Annotated in this window: 15 protein-coding genes and 1 other annotated feature; of the genes, 5 read left to right on the forward strand and 10 right to left on the reverse strand. The window is 48.0% G+C overall.

Going from position 1 to position 16,988, the window contains the following annotated elements:
* Positions 1-8 precede the first annotated feature (8 nt).
* From AXX12_RS15465 to yedE, 4 genes are all read right to left on the reverse strand, one after another.
* Complete coding sequence (locus tag AXX12_RS15465; RefSeq protein WP_066244713.1) at positions 9-2,930, reverse strand: insulinase family protein; 2,922 nt, start codon at positions 2,928-2,930, stop codon at positions 9-11.
* Between the two features lie 238 nt (positions 2,931-3,168).
* Positions 3,169-3,402 (reverse strand): DUF3343 domain-containing protein, encoded by a 234-nt coding sequence (locus AXX12_RS15470; protein ID WP_066244714.1) that lies wholly within the window; start codon positions 3,400-3,402, stop codon positions 3,169-3,171.
* Between the two features lie 4 nt (positions 3,403-3,406).
* Positions 3,407-3,616, reverse strand: coding sequence for a sulfurtransferase TusA family protein (locus AXX12_RS15475; RefSeq protein ID WP_066244716.1), 210 nt, complete (start codon positions 3,614-3,616; stop codon positions 3,407-3,409).
* A 2-nt stretch (positions 3,617-3,618) separates the two neighbouring features.
* Positions 3,619-4,695 carry a YedE family putative selenium transporter gene (gene yedE, locus AXX12_RS15480; protein WP_066244718.1) on the reverse strand — a complete coding sequence of 359 codons (1,077 nt, stop codon included), beginning with the start codon at positions 4,693-4,695 and terminating at the stop codon, positions 3,619-3,621.
* A 143-nt stretch (positions 4,696-4,838) separates the two neighbouring features.
* On the opposite strand from yedE, the gene AXX12_RS15485 reads away from it, so the two are divergent.
* Positions 4,839-5,729, forward strand: a complete 891-nt coding sequence (locus AXX12_RS15485) for a LysR family transcriptional regulator (protein ID WP_066244719.1) — start codon at positions 4,839-4,841, stop codon at positions 5,727-5,729.
* 77 nt (positions 5,730-5,806) lie between these two features.
* Here AXX12_RS15485 and AXX12_RS15490 read toward each other — a convergent pair whose 3' ends face one another.
* Both AXX12_RS15490 and gcvH read right to left on the reverse strand, forming a co-directional pair.
* On the reverse strand, positions 5,807-7,435 hold the full coding sequence (locus AXX12_RS15490; RefSeq protein ID WP_066244721.1) for a putative manganese-dependent inorganic diphosphatase: 1,629 nt from the start codon (positions 7,433-7,435) through the stop codon (positions 5,807-5,809).
* A gap of 591 nt (positions 7,436-8,026) precedes the next feature.
* Positions 8,027-8,410: a glycine cleavage system protein GcvH gene (gene gcvH, locus AXX12_RS15495; protein WP_066244723.1), complete on the reverse strand. Its 384-nt coding sequence runs from the start codon at positions 8,408-8,410 to the stop codon at positions 8,027-8,029.
* 209 nt (positions 8,411-8,619) lie between these two features.
* Here gcvH and AXX12_RS15500 point away from each other — a divergent pair, with 209 nt between their 5' ends.
* Together AXX12_RS15500 and AXX12_RS15505 are read left to right on the forward strand one after the other, a co-directional pair.
* The gene (locus AXX12_RS15500; RefSeq protein WP_066244725.1) at positions 8,620-10,236 is read left to right on the forward strand and encodes a peptide ABC transporter substrate-binding protein; all 1,617 of its coding nucleotides are present in this window, start codon (positions 8,620-8,622) and stop codon (positions 10,234-10,236) included.
* A gap of 22 nt (positions 10,237-10,258) precedes the next feature.
* Complete coding sequence (locus AXX12_RS15505; RefSeq protein WP_066244727.1) at positions 10,259-11,533, forward strand: SH3 domain-containing protein; 1,275 nt, start codon at positions 10,259-10,261, stop codon at positions 11,531-11,533.
* A 141-nt stretch (positions 11,534-11,674) separates the two neighbouring features.
* Here the strand turns inward: AXX12_RS15505 and nirJ2 are convergent, their stop codons facing one another.
* The 3 genes from nirJ2 to AXX12_RS15520 form a co-directional block, all read right to left on the reverse strand.
* Entirely contained in the window at positions 11,675-12,655 is a 981-nt protein-coding gene (nirJ2, locus tag AXX12_RS15510) for a putative heme d1 biosynthesis radical SAM protein NirJ2 (protein WP_066244728.1), read from the reverse strand.
* Complete coding sequence (locus AXX12_RS15515; protein ID WP_066244730.1) at positions 12,655-13,833, reverse strand: radical SAM/SPASM domain-containing protein; 1,179 nt, start codon at positions 13,831-13,833, stop codon at positions 12,655-12,657. Before AXX12_RS15515 ends, nirJ2 begins: the two co-directional genes overlap by 1 nt.
* Positions 13,834-13,961: 128 nt before the next feature.
* Complete coding sequence (locus AXX12_RS15520) at positions 13,962-14,402, reverse strand: C-GCAxxG-C-C family protein (protein ID WP_082816917.1); 441 nt, start codon at positions 14,400-14,402, stop codon at positions 13,962-13,964.
* Between the two features lie 147 nt (positions 14,403-14,549).
* Positions 14,550-14,762: a binding site (T-box leader), on the forward strand.
* Positions 14,763-14,819: 57 nt separating this feature from the next.
* On the opposite strand from AXX12_RS15520, the gene AXX12_RS15525 reads away from it, so the two are divergent.
* Complete coding sequence (locus AXX12_RS15525) at positions 14,820-15,299, forward strand: Lrp/AsnC family transcriptional regulator (RefSeq protein ID WP_066244734.1); 480 nt, start codon at positions 14,820-14,822, stop codon at positions 15,297-15,299.
* The gene (locus tag AXX12_RS15530; RefSeq protein WP_066244736.1) at positions 15,296-16,465 is read left to right on the forward strand and encodes an aminotransferase class I/II-fold pyridoxal phosphate-dependent enzyme; all 1,170 of its coding nucleotides are present in this window, start codon (positions 15,296-15,298) and stop codon (positions 16,463-16,465) included. The genes AXX12_RS15525 and AXX12_RS15530 overlap by 4 nt, the downstream gene beginning before the upstream one ends.
* A 156-nt stretch (positions 16,466-16,621) precedes the next feature.
* Here AXX12_RS15530 and AXX12_RS15535 read toward each other — a convergent pair whose 3' ends face one another.
* Positions 16,622-16,870 carry a hypothetical protein gene (locus tag AXX12_RS15535; protein ID WP_066244740.1) on the reverse strand — a complete coding sequence of 83 codons (249 nt, stop codon included), beginning with the start codon at positions 16,868-16,870 and terminating at the stop codon, positions 16,622-16,624.
* Between the last annotated feature and the right edge of the window lie 118 nt (positions 16,871-16,988).

A 16,988-nucleotide genomic window follows, 5' to 3' on the forward strand; every position in this document is an offset into this window, starting at 1 on the left:
GCGGGTTACTACTCAAATACCTGAACTAACTTACCAAATACTGTTTTATTTTGCTTGATCTTTTCCTCGTTGCCTAAAACGCAGAGATAATTTTCTTTCATTGCCGCGTCTACTAGTTTCGCCAGTTTGCGGATATCATCCAACTTAACCTGAAGGATTTCGTCACGTTCTTTTTGTCGGTCAGCCTGGGCTAGGCCGCGAATATACTGTTCCGCTGCACGCTGCGCTTTCATCGATGGCGTTAGTGGTATGTCGAGTCGTCCGATTGTACCAATGATATATTTAATCATTTCCCGCTCGCCAGCGTCATAGCGTTTTAAGAACTCCGCCATTTCGTCATAAACAGCTAATGTCTCTTTAAGGTTGGGATCACGATAAGAGAAAAACACCAGATTACCATTGCGTTCAAACTTCGCTGAACCCCCATATGCGCCGCCCTTGACTCTAACCTGGCTCCACAGGTAGTCGTAACGAAGGATTGTTTCAAGAACCTTCATGCTGCCATGATAACTAAAGCCCAATCGCCGATAGTTGGCAGCTTTCGCGACCATCTGCACTTTGCCGGAGGTAATAAGCCCTTCATTGTCACGAGAAAGCGTGAATTGATACTTGACTGGCTTATCGTCCCTTCTAGGCAGATCAGCATAGAACTGCGGAAAAGCAGCCTGAAAGGCGGGGTAACTCTCTTCTTCAAGCGCTATGCTTGCTAATAGATTATTTTTTGCAAATACCAACTCAGCTACTTCCCGAAGTTTAGCTGAGATTTCCTTTGCCTTCGACTGAAAGTTTTTCTCCAAGTCTGCAACAAAGTGATAAAAGTCTAACATGCCATACTCTGTGTAGCGCGCGACAGGCGAGAAATAGCCCAACACGCGATTGCTGACAAAGGCCTGGCCATAGCCTGTTATACTGTTTTCCCAAGTAGCTGTGGTCTCCTGAATCACTTCTTTTAACCGTTTCTCATCATCATAACAGCTCTTGTTGATGATTTTACTCACTAGTTCAAACATCTGAGGCAGTTTTTCTACCAAAGCTTTGGCCTCAACCAACAGCTTCGGCGAAAATTGCTCATCTGTATTGCTTAAGGAGAATGCAGACACATCAAACTGGATACCACCGGTATGAATGTTAATCTCGTTTGACAATTCACTGTAGCTAAGCTGACCAGCGCTCACCTTGCCCAGTATACGGGCCAGCAAAAACAAATAGGGTAGCAGTTCTTGAGGTACAGCACTAACGCTAAAATAGAGGTTAACATAAGCAATTCGATTCGTAAACTGCGGATGGAACAGGATCTGAGCGCCGTTCTCGCGCTTTTCCTGTAATGGCAAAGACTCTACCTTGGGCGCGATATCCTCAATTGCCAGCAGAGGTATCTTTGCTAATGTCTCCGGTGAATCAGGCGTCTGCTGGCGTTGTCTCAGCTCTTTTGTGCGGCGAACCAGCTTGTTAAGTTCTGTCTCAGAAAGACCAGATTTGAATTCGGCCAGTTCTTGACGCAATTTGGCAGACTTTGCTTCCTCTAACCCCTGGCGTGGTTTTAGCATAACCAAGGCACGATGAGTATTCTCCATCAGCAGACGCTCGATGAGATTTTCAAAATAGCGACCAGTGAGCGCTGTTTTCATTTTGGTCAAGACCGGTTCATAGGCTAAATGTACCAGCGGATCACCATCATATAACCAGCTGTCCATCACTCTCATATTATAAACCAGGCCTTTAGGCATTCCCTCATAATTCGCTTCCCGAAGTTGAAACTCAAAAACATTAATCGATGACTCAATCAATTTTTTGTCAATACCCTCACGCACTAGCTTTTCGAGTGTTTGATATACCGTTTTGACAAAGCGATCCTTCTGGTCAGGATTTGAGCCGCTGATTCGAACTCCGATCATCGGTTGCAAAATGCTCTCTACAAGAATTCCAGACGCATCTTTGCATACCTCGGCATCAATCAATGCTTGTTTTAGCGGAGCAGCCGGAGTCTCCAGCAGTAAGTGCTCCAAAATCTGCAAGCCAAGATACTGCTCTGGATCAGTAGCATCACCAGCAACAAAGCAAAGGCTGTAAAACGTTTTATCTTCTAGTTTTTCTGTTGATGAAACAGGATACTCTAATTCTTTCTCCACCGTTCGCGTAAAAGGCTTTTGGTGTTGAATTGCCGAGTTACAGTCAACTTCGTCATATTCAGCAAGATAACTGTCGATAAATTCCAGTGTATCAACAATATCCAAATCGCCGTAGAGAAAAATGTAGCTGTTTGACGGATGATAATAGCGCTCATGGAAGGCAACAAACTGCTCCTGCGTCAACTGAGGGATATCTTCGGGGTCGCCGCCTGATTCAAATCCATAGGCTGTGTCAGGAAACAATACCGCCCTCACTCTGCGCTGCAAAAGCGCGTCAGGAGAAGAAAGCGCCCCCTTCATTTCATTATAGACGACACCTTTATAAGTAATTTCCTTGTCTTTTGATTCCAGTTCATAATGCCAGCCTTCTTGCATCAAAATCTCTGTCTGATTATACAAGTTAGGATGAAAAACGGCGTCAAGATACACATCCATTAAGTTTCGAAAATCTTTTGGGTTTTTGCTGGCGACTGGGTACATGGTTTTATCGGGAAAAGTCATTGCGTTGAGAAAGGTATTCAACGACCCTTTGACAAGCTCGACAAATGGCTCTTTGCTGGGGAATTTTCTTGATCCGCAAAGCACAGAATGCTCCAAGATATGCGGCAAACCAGTGCTATCTGCCGGCGGAGTTCGAAAGCTAATCGAAAAAACTCTATTGTCATCATCATTTGCCAGATAAATTACTTTAGCGCCACTCTTTTTATGTTCAAACGACCATGCCTCAGAGTTTACCTCCCGCACTGAACGTTTGTCTGTCACTGTAAAGCCATTCACGATGGCGCCCTTTTGCAGTTTCATTATCGCAACCTCATCTCCTGTATCGTTATTGTACGCTTAGTATATTCCACCAACCTAGTAAAGTATCCGCAGCGAGATTTTGCTGCTCTGTGCTGTATTGGACAAACTAGATAAATTTTCCTGCTATAAGCGAAATGGCGGCGGGCCTTAAGGAGAGAGGGACACTTAACCGCAGAGTACGCAGAGTATGCGGAGGGTTAAGAAAAAGCAGGAGCCATTCCGACTCCTGCTTCATGTTTCAATCCGCCCTAACGCGAACACCTCTTTGGATCATCTCTACCCCAGACTTGGATAAAGCCTCCACCGCCGCTGTAATGTCAGGCTCGGCGATTTTTGCGGCAAGGCCCTCGCAACAGCCCGAAAGGCTGCGGGGTATGGGGATTAGCTTGACAGCGATGTCCTGATTTTTAAGAATCTTTTCCGCACGAAATGCCTGAGCTACCGATTGGAAAGTGATCACATGTATTTCCACTCGCCTACACCTTACGAATGGTAATGCGGTATTCGCCGGCGACTTCCTCGCACTCGGTCTGGAAGCTTTGCGAACGCGCGTATTTTAAAATATTTTCTTTTGGCGTAGTTTCATCAAGAATTACCTGCACACAATCAGCTTTTTCCATCGCTTGTTTCGTTTTTATTAGGGGTATTGGACAACTCAAGCCACGCAAATCTAACGTATTTTCCATCACTAGATAGCCTCCTTAAGTGCCACCATCTTTTCACGAAACAAGAAACCGATGGCGGCGGTAAGGCCAATACCGACAAGTACTGCAATCTGTCCGGCAGCTCCTACCCCTGCCCCGCTGCCTGCCAGATTAAGTCCGTGCGCCAAGCCAGCACCTGCCAGCATGCCGAGTACACAAACCAAAGCATCTGTATTGCCCTCAGCTGAGAGAATCAGTTGACGTAACGGACAGCCGCCAGCCAGAGTAGCCGCTAGCCCAACCAAAAATAAACCAAGAAAATTCCAGATATGCATGCTATGGGCCAAAGGCTGATTGGAAAAACCGATTTTAAAGAGCCCAAAGTAGACATTAGCCGCCAGAGCGGCGACAAACATAACACCATAAATTTTCAGCAAATATGTGTCGCGAACCAATAAGTAATCGCGAACACCGCCACTTAAACACATCCGAGTTTTCGCCGCCAGCACACCAGCAGCTAACCCTGCCACGAGGCTGATCAACCAGGGAGCATGCTGCGAACCGGGCCCTTTGAGACTGAATTGCAAGAAAGGCGCTTGCATAGCTACACCAATCAATAGAACAATCGCCCCAATGACCGGCAAATAGCCTAAGTAGCGTACTGAGTTATCATGGACGCGGGAGCGTCCGAGATTATAGCCTGATTGCAAGAACCAAATGCCTGCGCCAATGCCGCCGGCAAAGCCAAATAGTGCTGTTATACCATTGAGATCTCCTGCTGACAGGCGAAGAAGCGCGCGCAGCGGGCAGCCTAGAAACACTAAAGCGCCTAACATCATCATCATGCCAAGCAAGAAGCGAATAATGGGATTTGAGCCGCCGCGCGGCCGGAATTCGCCACGCACCGTTGCTAGGGAAAATGCGCCGATAATCCAGCCCATAATCTCCGGTCGCGCGTATTGTAAGGTTGCGACTTGATGAATGCCGAGGGCACCGGCAATATCACGCAACTGGCAAGCCGCACAATATCCGTAGTTACCAGGATTGCCAAATTTAACGAGCAGTACCGCACCGAGGCCGAAGACTAAACCGGTGAGTAGAATCCAACAGATACTCGACAAAATGACCCCTCCTTGATTTTTCCGCACCCCTGTTTAAGATTATATTTATATCTCCAGCATATTATTTCTATATTTTCCCTAGCTCTCCTTCCGTAAGAGGAGAAAATCGGACTCCGGCGAATAGTTTCCGTGAGGTGGTCAACGTGTCATATCTGCAGTCACTCTCCGTATTTTGGACGGTAGTGGATGAGGGTAGTTTTTCCGGCGCCGCCAAGCGCCTTGCTCTCACTCAGCCAACAATCTCCTTTCATATTGATAATTTAGAAAAACGGTTTGGCTGTCCTCTGTTTACCAGAACCGCCAAGGGCGTTTCAGCCACTATTTACGGACAGAGTCTTTACGAATCCACCGTTAGCATGCAAGCACTCGCTGAAAAAAGCGAGAATGAAATGCGTAATTTGGTAGCGGGAATATCAGGGCACTTAAAGATCGGCGCCAGCTCGATACCTGCCCACTATATTCTGCCTCAAATAATCGGTGACTTTCTTCAAGCCAAGCCAAATATGACGGTTTCTTTAACTGCCGGCGACAGCAGCGGCATATTGCGTCAGTTCGAAAACGGCGAATTGCCGATTGCTATTATCGGCTTTCCGCCGAGTTCGTTTTCGGCTCTGCCAATCTTTCACGATGAACTGATACTAGTTGCGCACCCGGATTATCCATTGCCGTCAGATGTTCATTTGTCTGCTCAGGATTTATTGAAGTTACCGCTTATTGTGAGAGAGCCGTCCTCAGGCAGCAGAAAAACGGTCGCTGAGTCCCTTAGTGCTCACGGCATAAGCTGGGATTCTCTGAATATTTCTGTCGAGGCAGGCGGCAATGAAGCCTGTAAAGAGCTGATTCTGCGAAAAACCGGCATCAGCTTTTTATCAAGGCGGGCCGTTGAAAGCGACTTGCAGGCTGGAAGACTGCGCCGTCTGTTGCTGCCGGACATTAATTTGACTCGCACCTTTTATGCGCTGGCTGCAAAGCCGCTGTTACCGGCTGGAATTGAAGCCTTTTGGAGATTTATGCTAAAATACCAAGACGAATAACCAGGGAATGTAACCACAAGCACAAGCAAACAGACAGCCTTGACACGAATTCGTGTCAAGGCTGTCTGTTTGCTTTTTTATAACTCGCGGGCTGCTTCGACCAACGGCGGCACCACCTGTTTCTTGCGGGACATGACTCCAGGCAGATGGACAACTCCATTGGCATCAGGCTGACCAAACGCTGCTGCGATCAGAGCAGCCGGCTGGCCTGCGAATATCAGATTAGATGCTTCATGCATGATATCTGTGACCATCAAAACTGAGATGTCATAACCTTCGCGTCTTCTTTCGTCTTCCAACGCGGTTTGAATCTCATTGCGGCGCTTTAGCACAGCCGCTGGATCGAGTGCGGAAAATTGGCTAATCGATACTCGGAACTCGCCGATTTGGAACTCCTTAAGATCATTTTGCACAATTTCAATTGGCAACAGTGAATCCATTTGCGATCCCGCCCGCAACACTTCCATACCATACGCTTCTAGCGAAAGACCAGCGATTTTCGCTAATTTCTCAGCAACTTCCTTATCCTGCGCTGTCGCAGTGGGAGATCGGAACAAGAAGGTATCTGAGACAATTGCTGATAACAGAAGCCCAGCAATTGGCGGCGGAATCTCAATACCCCGCCGCCAATGCATACTGGCGACAATAGTTGACGTGCTGCCCACCGGTTCGTGGCGTATGTAAATCGGCTCGCTGGTTTCCAAGCCACCTAATCGATGATGGTCAATAATTTCAATGATATGCGCTTCTTCAATACCTTCGACAGCCTGCGACTTTTCGTTATGATCGACGAGAATAACTCTCTCTTTTTGCGGTACGATCAGTCGATCCCGATTAATCATGCCCACTAGTTTCCCATGATCAACGACTGGGTAATTGCGGTAGTTTGTATTGATAATGACTTGACGAATATCGGCCAATAGATCACTCGGTTTAAACGAAATGACCTTCGGCTGCATCACCACCCGCACAGGAATGCTTTGATTGACAAGGCGAGCACTCGTGTATGTATCGTACGGGGAACGAATAACAATCGTATTCATTGTCTTGGCAGCTTTTAGGACCTCGCTGGTTAGGTCGGCATCACCAGTAATAATTAGGCAAGCGATTCCCTGTTCAATACACGCTAGCTGAGCGGTATGACGATCCCCGACAAGGACGATGTCACCCGGCTGAATAAACTTTGGCATAGTTGCAGTGCGCGCAGCGGCAATTCTGACCTTTCCCCGAATCGTTCTTTCTAAATCTTGTCCATACAGCAATTCCCCATCCAGCGCCCGTAAAACTCCGGCAAAATCGACTCCTGCCTCTGATAAATCCTGCATCTCGAGTTCATCAAAATAGCGTTTGGCCAAGTCACTTACACTGACAATGCCGATTAAGCTTTGGCCATTGATGACAGCAATCGATTTTGCATTAGCATCTTTCATGAGTCCGCCCAATTCACGCAGGGTGGCCGTCGGGCTAATTGTCGCAGGCACTTCCTGCATTACCGCAGAAACACGAGGATATAAATCGGTGACTAACGGCGGAGGTTGTACGCCAAAGCGTTCGAGAACAAATTTAGTTTCTTGATTAACCTTGCCAGCCCTAGCCGGATAAGCGTTTTCCCCGAGGGCCTGCTTAAGATGGGCATAGGCAATTGCTGAGCATATTGAATCCGTATCCGGATTGCGATGACCGATGACGAGAATAGGTTTTGACATACTGCCTCCTTATCGCTCGGACAACTAGAATTTCGTCCGTAGAAATTTTCTTTTGTTTTCTTCGTTTCGTTAGTTTGTGCAAAAATCCCTTTATAGTTTCTACAAAAAAAATCATGGAAAAAATTCCATGATTTTTTCAGACCGTTGATAAACGCCCATCTGCGACGCGCACGGACGCGCTAGTGTCGAACGCGCCAAGGATGGCATTAGCGTTCGGCCGTTGGCACCCGCAAGGGGTATGCCGCCAACTCCATTGAACAGGACGTTCAGGTGCCGCGCAGGCCATGGACGGCCGAGAGTTGCGCAATAGGCCCGCCAACCCCTTGCTAGCGTACCCTCTAGTACGCGTACCGGCACTAGCCAGCTTGGCTTCATCAGTGTGTGGTATTGCGTCTCGTAGGTAACGCGCTACTGGGTCGGCGAGCCTGCCTAGTGATGCTATCAAACCCAGCGCTTCATTTTAGTAACTTGTCTCATAGGTGACAACATCTGGGCATTTCTAAACGGTCCGGGAACGAAGTTTCTCGACAAGGCTGAATAAATCATAGAAAGTTGACTTATACTGAGCGGATTCACCAAGTCTTTTGACGTCTAGTGTTTTCCCACCAATTCGCCATATTGGGCAGCATCAAGAAGTTGTCCTACTTCAACAAGGTTTTCCAGTTCAATGACAAATATCCAGCCTTCGTCATAAGGCTGTTGATTCACTAGCTCTGGATTGTCATTCAATTGATCATTGACTTTAATGATCGTTCCTGACAAAGGCGCAAAAATATCAGATACTGCTTTAACTGATTCAATCGTTGTGACAGTGGTATGCGCTTTGGCTTTTTTCCCTATCTCGGGAAGCTCGATAAAAACAACGTCTCCCAGTTCGCCTTGCGCGTAGTCGGTGATTCCGACTATTGCCTGCGTTCCCTCAATACGCACCCATTCATGGTCTTTGGTGTAGCGTAAATCCTCAACAATTTTCATTTTAGTACCCCCTATAAAATAATTGCAACTAAGCTCGCATTTTTCTGTCTTAAATTTTATCATAATTTGAATAAAATGAAAGTAAGAATTCGTTTCTCACCTCACCAAGCTCCAGTAGTTATACACCCCAATATTTCCAATTAATGCAGGGAATACCATAACAACCGCGAATACAGTGTTTTGTCAGTTAATCTGAAGGAGGAGTCATTATGCTCTGGAAAAAAGTCTTTTGTTATACCCTGATCCTCATACTAGCGACCAGTTTGTCAGCCGGTTGCGGCGGGGCAAAAGACGGTGCCAAGCAAACCGCGAAGCCGTTACGAGTAGCCATCGGTGCTGAGCCCGAGACTCTCGATCCTCGAAAATCTACCGGCATTCCCGAATCCTATGTGGAGAATCAAATTTTCGAGGGCCTGGCTGCCAGAGATCAGAATGGCAACGCAATCCCCGGGGTAGCCGAGAAGTGGGATATCGCAGCCGACGGACTAAAATATACATTTCACTTACGCGCCAATGCCAAATGGTCAAACGGCGACCCGGTAACTGCCCACGACTTCGAGTATGCCTGGAAAACGACACTAAGCCCTGAATTGGCCAGCAAGTATGCAGATCAGCTCTACTACCTGAAGAACGGCGAATCGTATAATAAGAAGAAAGGCGCTTCGGCTGACCAAGTTGGCGTAAAAGCAATAAACGACCGCACGCTTGAAGTAACCCTAGAACGACCTACAGCGTATTTTTTGTCGTTGATGGCATTTCATACCTATTTCCCAGTCCACAAAAAAACTGCTGAAGCCAATACCAACTGGGCTAAAGACCCCAAGACCTTGATTGTCAACGGACCGTTTACGATAACCAACTGGGTCCATAACAGCAAAATAGAACTGACTAAACATGAAAGTTACTGGGATAAAGCCAACGTAAAAAGTGAGAAGCTGGAATTGGTTCTCTCAGATAGCAATACTACCGTCATGTCTATGTTTGAAAACAATCAGTTAGATATCGCTGAATTTCCGCCGCCAGTGGCAGAAACGCCTCGGTTACTAAAAGAAGGCAAACTCAAAATCTATCCCTATCTCGGCACTTACTATTTCGCTATTAATGTGAATAAAGCTCCCTTTGACAATCCGAAAGTTCGTCAAGCATTTGCATTAGCCATTAACAGGAAAGCGATTGTTGAAAACATCACCCGCGCTGGCGAGAAACCGGCCACGGCTTGGGTCCCCTTTGGCCTCCCCGGCGCCAAAGCTGGCGAGGATTATCGCAAAGCCAGCGGCGACTATTTTAAGGATAATGATGTGGAAACAGCCAAGAAGCTTTTAGCTGAAGCAGGCTATCCGGAGGGAAAGGGTCTGCCGCCGGTCACCATTCTCTATAATACCAACGAACAGAATAAAGCGATTTCGGAAGCGATTCAAGAAATGTGGAGGAAAAATCTCGGCGCAGTTGTCAATCTGACCAACCAAGAATGGAAAGTTTATCTTGCGTCTCGTAAACAGGGCGACTTCCAAGTTGCCCGATCCGCTTGGATCGGCGACTATGTTGACGCCATGACCTTCGCTGATGTTATGATGAGTGGCAATGGTAACAATGTATCGAAATGGACAAATCGACGATATGACGAGTTAATCCGGCAGGCGCAGTCCACTATCGATCAACCTGTGCGCATAAAAGCTATGCAGGAAGCGGAAAAGCTGTTGATGGAGGAAATGCCGGTCATTCCCATCTATTTCTATGTCAGCCGCGTTTTAGAAAAGCCGAATGTCAAAGGTGTCACTCGTGGTGTCGACGGCGGCGTTTATCTGAAAGGCGCTTATTTGCAATAGAATCAACCGAAGGGGTGGTTTCATGGACAATGTGGCTTTCTGGCTAAAAAAATACCCGAATGCAGAAGATCTTCTTTGCACCCCGGAAAGCATGCGTGAAATAAATCAGTTGACCTGCCACTGTCTGTCTAATTTGGTCTTCGACCTAAGCCAATACCCGGCTTATGTTTCGGCATCTGCTATTAGCAGTATGATTCTCGAAAACGAGTTCACTGAAGAAGCTAGATATGTTAACGGCGAGGCAGTAACACCAAATTACTATGCGAACCTGGATAAAGCAATGAATCTTGGCGCCTTGCAAGGCATGGTGCAAGCCGAGTACGGGTTCACGCTGCGTCGCTCAAATATCCGCACCTTTCCGACGAACGACTTTTATGTAAAAAGCCCGGAGGACAGGGAGTTCGACCGGTTTCAGGAAACAGCTCTTGATCCGGCGGAGCCTCTAATCTGCCTACATCATAGCGTTGATGAAAAGTGGTGGTTTGTTCAGGCTGCAAATTACCGCGGCTGGGTAGAGGCAAATTCAATAGCGGTCAGCAAAGACCGTTCTCTCTGGCTAAACTATAGTCAAGCGTCCGATTTCCTGGTTGTTACAGGCAACCGTCTAACTCTAAGCGAAGATCCACACCTGCCGGAGTTTTCCGGGCTAGTTTTTGCCATGGGTGCCAAATTGCCACTAGTACAAGAACAATACATTCCTGCTCTAGTCGGCAACCGTGCGCCAGAAGGCTGTCATGTTGTCTGGTTGCCAGTTCGTGATCATGAAGGAATGCTTGATTTTCGGCCTGCCCTAGTTCCGAAATCCGCTGACGTCCACCACGGCTACCTGCCTTTCACTCGTGCCAATTTGCTGCGTCAGGCCTTCAAACTGCAAGGCGGTCGTTACGGTTGGGGCGGTCTATTCGGCAGCCGCGATTGCTCAGCACTCGTCCAAGATGTTTTTCGTTCTGTCGGCATTTTCTTGGCACGAAACGCGGGAGAACAAGCGCAAGGCGCTGGCAGGCAAATCTCACTCGCCGATAAATCGTCAGATGAACGGGCAGCAATCCTGCGGTCCTTACCACCAGGAAGCACACTGCATTTCCCTGGCCATGTTATGCTCTACTTGGGAGAACATGACAGCCAGTTTTATGTGATACACGCGATCGCCGCTTGCGGCAACCCCGCCCGCCCGCAACCAGACGGCACTCTCGCCCCACTGCCGCTAAACGGCGTCATGGTAACCGACTTGTCCCTGCCGCGTGTCAGTGGCAAGAGCCTATTCGAGTCACTGACTGAAGCGAACTGTATCCCCTAAACCTCGTTCCGTCCCCGAGGGCGTTCAGATGCCCCAGATACTAGGCAGCCCCGGAAATCCCGCCGCGCCGCGTACGGTTTGGTACGCAAGCAAGGGATTTCCGGGGCTAACAACGTAGATGGGGTATATCAACGCCCGAGGTCAGCGTCCGAGGCCGCACCAAGGTTCTTCGGCTAAGTAGTCGCCTGAATAATGATACGCACGCGCCCGACAGCCGCCGCAAACATCATCAAAGCCGCATTCGCCGCAGCCACCTTTCAAGGGCTGGGTGCGCAACTCTTGGAAAAGTGGGCTATCCTGCCAAAGCGCGGCAAAATCGGTTTCCTTGACATTACCGACTTTAATTGGCAGATAAGGACAAGGATGAACATCGCCATTGGGAAGAACAACGCAATAATGGGTGCCGGCCAGACAACCGCGGCTATAGCGCATCGGAATGCCTCTTTGCTTGGCTAGACGCATGAATTGCGGAGCGCAGGTCGGCTTAATCTCGATGGGAACTTCTAAACGCTTGTCGAGAATGCGATTAAGCAGCTTTTCATATTGCGCTGTCTTTAGTGAATCGTCTTCCAGATCCTTGCCTCGTCCTGTTGGCACCAGGAAAAAGATATGGTGCGCGATTGCTCCTAATTCAACAGCTAAATCAGTGATATCGGTAATCTCTGCTTCATTCCAGTTGAGCACAGTGGTGTGTATCTGAAATGGCAATCCTGCCTCTCGGCAAGCTTCCATCCCAGCTAATGTTTTCTCCCATGCTCCTTCCGATTGGCGAAACCAATCATGCTGTTCCTTGCGACGGCTATCTAAACTAATGCCCGCGGTCCCCAAGCCGGCTTCTTTTAGCCGTTTTGCGGTATCAACATCAATCAAGATACCATTGGTTCCCAAAACCGGACGCAAGCCGATGCTTTTCGCATAGGCAATTAACTCATAAATATCAGGCCGCATCAGCGGCTCGCCGCCGCTCAAAATCACAATTTTGAAGCCTGCCCGCGCCATGCCTGATAATAAGTCTTTCCCCTGTTCTGTGGTCAGTTCATCCTGGCGGCGCGTGCCGGCATCGCGATAACAGTGAATGCAGCGAATATTGCACGCCTGGGTGGTGTTCCAGGAGATGATCATCAGCTCTGCTCCTTCCAATCTTCCAGATAGCACGCCGGGTCTTCGCCCCAGAGATCTCCATGAAACGCTTCAGCCCGAATCCGGCAGCCGCCGCAAAAATCCTTATAGCGGCACTCAGCGCAGCGACCTGTGACATGTTCGGTTTTGCAGCGAAGCGCTTGCAGGAATTCATCGTTCGCGCCTTTCCATATCTGACTGAGGGGAGTCTGCCGGACATTGCCGAGCGGTCTGTGGCCCCAGAATTGACAGGCATGTACATTGCCGGTGGGGCCCACATTCGCCATTTTGGCACCGGCGGAGCAGCCACCATGCATGGCTAACAGCTCTTTTATCTCAGGCACTCGTTTCGGCTGGTGTTTTTCCATGTACTGCAAAATGGTTGCACCATCTGCGTGATTGTCGGTTGTTAGAATCTCCACTTCAACGCCGCGGCGATACAGATCTTCAGTTCGCTGCATCAAAAACTCAATCGCCTGCCGCTTTTCCTCATGACCTAAGTCCAGAGCAGCCATTTCCTTGCCTCTGCCTGCATAGACAAGATGGTACATACAAAAACGCGGAATTTTTTCTTGTTCGACTAAGTCAAGAACTGCGGGCAAAGTATGTACATTTAATCGATTAATCGTAAACCGTATCCCGGTTTTATTACCTGCGGCGATGGAATTACGGATCCCTGCCAACGTCTCCCGGAAGGCTCCTTGCCTGCCGCGAAATTGATCGTGAACAGCCTCATCGCCATCTACGCTGACACCGACATATTGAAAACCAATCTCCCGAATTTTCTTGGCTATCGCCGGAGTAATTAAGGTTCCATTGGTCGAGATAACCGGTCGAACCCCACGCGCGCCAGCATAAGCGCCCAACTCAAATAAATCGTCTCTGACTAAAGGCTCGCCGCCGGAAAAGAGCAACACTGGCACACGCATTTCGGCCAGGTCATCAATGAAAACTTTGGCCTCGGCGGTTGATAACTCACCTGCGTAGTCGCGGTCCTCGGCATTGATATAACAATGCTGGCAAGACAGATTGCAGCGATTCGTCATATTCCAGACAACAATCGGCGTCGCATCTGACGAAAATTGGAGCATGTGCGGCGGCAAACGGTGGGAATGTCCCCCATATTTCACGATTTCGGAAACTGTAGCCCCGCCGCAGAGCAATTTTGTAAATCCAATCATGCGTTCTCTCCTTAGGCTGTAGCCTTGTCTTGATTTGTTAGTAATTACTATTAACTGCTATGTATGATTCTCTAAATTTTGTGAAAAAACCTTTTGCAATTAATTTTCTTTTGTCAAAACATGCTATTCTAAGAACGTAAGCCAAGTACCTCTTCTGCTATATCGACGGAATCCTTCACAAAACAAGCGCAATGGGTCTCGCGTAAATTCTTTTCTTTCATCAGTGCCTTACCCTCAGCTGAACTGATATCACAGCCAAGAAGAACATTACAGTTGAGTTCACTATGTCTCTCACGAAATTTTCGAGTAAATTCCTGAACTTTTTCATATACTTTCCCCTTTGCCACAGGGTCAGTAGGATCATAACCCATGCCGATAACCATGTACGCGCCACTCACAGCACCGCATTGGCCTCCCATCCCGCCCATGCCGCCGCCAAATCCCCGCGAAAGCTTCAGGATCGTGTCTGGATCGATTCCATAGTGTTCGGCAAATGCCACTGCTACCGCCTGGGAGCAGGTAAGACCTCTACCAAATACCTCGGTTGCCATGTCTTTGCGTTCCATCATTATTCCTCCTCCACTCCGGTCATTATGCGTATGGCACCATTATAGCGCTAAGTGTTTAATCAGAGAAGCAATCAACTGATATTTTTTTACGTTCAAGCACTTGCATCCACTGCCTGCATATGATAGGATTTAGAAAAGTAAATATTCAAATAAGCGATGACAGGAACAGTACGGAATCCGTTTTTCCTCAGAGAGCCGGGCCAGGTGCGAGCCGGTGAAAAAGGAATTCCCGAACGCCCTCCTTGAGCTGCGGGCTGAAATTGAGTAAGCTTAGCCGTCTTCCGGCGTTATCGGAGTTGAGTGAGCCGTACAATTAACGGCTAATACAGGTGGTACCGCGGGAGCAATCTCGTCCTTAATGGCAAATGCTTAAAAGGACGGGATTTTTTATTTTGCAGAAAAAAAGGAGTGGTTTCGATGAAAGAACTATTGGAACTGTTAGAAAAAGATCATACTCTGACACCAGAACAACTGGCAGTCATGTTAGGTATGTCAAAAGACAAAGTTACCGCGGAGATCGAACGTCTTGAACGCGAAAAAGTTATTGTCAAGTACCATACCATCATTAACTGGGAGAAAGCCGGAGTAGACAGTGTATATGCGATTATTCACGTCAATATCGCTCCACAGAGGGAAGTCGGTTTTGACGCTATCGCCGAACGCATCTATCGGTTCCCAGAAGTTAAGAATCTCTATTTAATGTCAGGCGCCTTTGATTTGTCGGTCATGGTAGAATGCAATTCACTGAAAGAAGTCTCCCAATTCGTTTTCTCAAAACTTGCCACCATCGAGGGCGTGGTCAGCACGACGACTCACTTCTTACTCAAACGGTACAAGACGGAAGGCGTCATTATGGAAGACGAAGAAGAAGACCGCAGACTGGCGGTGACGCCATGAGCTGGTCTGACCGCCTCTCCCCTACCGTTAAATCGATCCCGCCTTCTGGAATACGCCGTTTTTTCGACATTGTCGCAGAGATGAAAGGTGTAGTTTCCTTGGGCGTTGGCGAACCTGATTTCGTAACACCCTGGCATATCAGAGAAAGCTGCGTGTATGGTCTGCAACGAGGTTATACAGCCTATACGTCGAACCTTGGCCTGCTGGAACTTCGGGAAGAAATTGCCCGGCTAATCCATAACCGCTACAATGTTATGTATAATCCCAGAAACGAAGTCCTGGTCACAGTCGGGGTCAGTGAAGCGCTTGATCTCGCCATGAGAGCAATTGTCTCATCTGGAGATGAAGTGCTGGTTCCTGAGCCCTGCTATGTCTCGTATAAAGCTTGCGTTACATTGGCCGGAGGCACTGCAGTTCCTGTCCCCACTTCGGTCGAAAACGATTTCCGGCTACAGGTCGCAGATCTCGAAGTGAGAGTAACACCTCGTACCAAAGCAATCTTGATTGGCTATCCTAACAATCCGACCGGTGCAATCATGACTCGGGAAGAATTGCTTAAAATCGCCGAATTTGCCACCAAACATGACTTAATCGTTATCTCTGATGAAATTTATGGTGACTTAACCTATGAGGGAGTTCATACCTGTTTTTCCTCTCTGCCTGATATGCGCGACCGGACGATTTTGCTGAATGGTTTTTCAAAAGCCTATGCCATGACCGGCTGGCGAATCGGTTATGCGTTAGCGAATCCGGAATTCATCGCAGCGATGAACAAAATTCATCAATATACCATTCTCTGCGCCCCGATAACAGCACAGGTCTCAGCCATTGAGGCCTTAAAGAACGGTGAGACAGCAATGAGCAAGATGGTTGATGAATATAACCGCAGACGCCGTCTAATGCTTGAAGGGTTACGCTCAATAGGGCTTGATTGCTTTGAGCCGAAGGGAGCTTTCTATATCTTCCCATCGATTGAGAAAACCGGCCTGACAGCGCTGCAATTCGCCGAAGAACTTCTGAAAGAGGAAAAAGTTGCGCTGGTACCCGGAGATGCGTTTGGCGATTGCGGCCAAGGGTTTGTCCGTTGTTCGTATGCCGCCTCCTTCAGCAACCTTTCAACTGCATTAGAGCGAATCGAGCGCTTTGTCAGTCGCAGACTGGGTTAGTACCGTGTCAACCCTAATCTTGCGTATTCTGGCGGTAGATTTTCCTCAAAACTGCGTTGTCGTCAATCGGCATACTGCCGGTATGCCTCTCTCCTCCGCCTTGCCTTGCAAAAAATCTCCTCGCCAGCTTATCACATTTTTAGAGTTGACACGGTACTAGCTGCCGCGAACATCCTCAAAAATGATACCTTCATGGTCACAGTTGAACACTTTCGGTATTAATCGCCGAATATCTTCAACTAGCCAGCCCTTCTCCTGCGCGGCTAACAGTTCCAGCGCCCGTTCCAGGGTCTCGGCAGCGACAATGGCGACCGCGTCTGTATATAAATCCTGATGCACATTTGGCTCGTTGATCATACTATAACTATGAAACTTCCGGTTATGACGCCAAACGAACAACTTCATCAATAAATCCCCGCTTTCTGAAGCCCAGTATGTTTGTATTTTTTTACAGACATTGCTGGGCTTTACATTTTTCGTCCTAAATCTGCATGCGCTGATTAAGGTATACGCCGAGTTCAAA

The sequence above is a fragment of the Anaerosporomusa subterranea genome (assembly GCF_001611555.1).
Lineage (GTDB): Bacteria > Bacillota > Negativicutes > Sporomusales > Acetonemataceae > Anaerosporomusa > Anaerosporomusa subterranea.

Coding starts and splice junctions, on each gene's coding strand:
- AXX12_RS15535 (WP_066244740.1), bottom strand. CDS start 16,870: ATGAAGTTGTTCGTTTGGCGTCATAACCGGAAGTTTCATAGTTATAGT.
- AXX12_RS15490 (WP_066244721.1), bottom strand. CDS start 7,435: ATGTCAAAACCTATTCTCGTCATCGGTCATCGCAATCCGGATACGGAT.
- AXX12_RS15475 (WP_066244716.1), bottom strand. CDS start 3,616: ATGGAAAATACGTTAGATTTGCGTGGCTTGAGTTGTCCAATACCCCTA.
- AXX12_RS15530 (WP_066244736.1), top strand. CDS start 15,296: ATGAGCTGGTCTGACCGCCTCTCCCCTACCGTTAAATCGATCCCGCCT.
- AXX12_RS15525 (WP_066244734.1), top strand. CDS start 14,820: ATGAAAGAACTATTGGAACTGTTAGAAAAAGATCATACTCTGACACCA.
- AXX12_RS15500 (WP_066244725.1), top strand. CDS start 8,620: ATGCTCTGGAAAAAAGTCTTTTGTTATACCCTGATCCTCATACTAGCG.
- gcvH (WP_066244723.1), bottom strand. CDS start 8,410: ATGAAAATTGTTGAGGATTTACGCTACACCAAAGACCATGAATGGGTG.
- nirJ2 (WP_066244728.1), bottom strand. CDS start 12,655: ATGATCATCTCCTGGAACACCACCCAGGCGTGCAATATTCGCTGCATT.
- AXX12_RS15520 (WP_082816917.1), bottom strand. CDS start 14,402: ATGATGGAACGCAAAGACATGGCAACCGAGGTATTTGGTAGAGGTCTT.
- AXX12_RS15505 (WP_066244727.1), top strand. CDS start 10,259: ATGGACAATGTGGCTTTCTGGCTAAAAAAATACCCGAATGCAGAAGAT.
- AXX12_RS15465 (WP_066244713.1), bottom strand. CDS start 2,930: ATGAAACTGCAAAAGGGCGCCATCGTGAATGGCTTTACAGTGACAGAC.
- AXX12_RS15515 (WP_066244730.1), bottom strand. CDS start 13,833: ATGATTGGATTTACAAAATTGCTCTGCGGCGGGGCTACAGTTTCCGAA.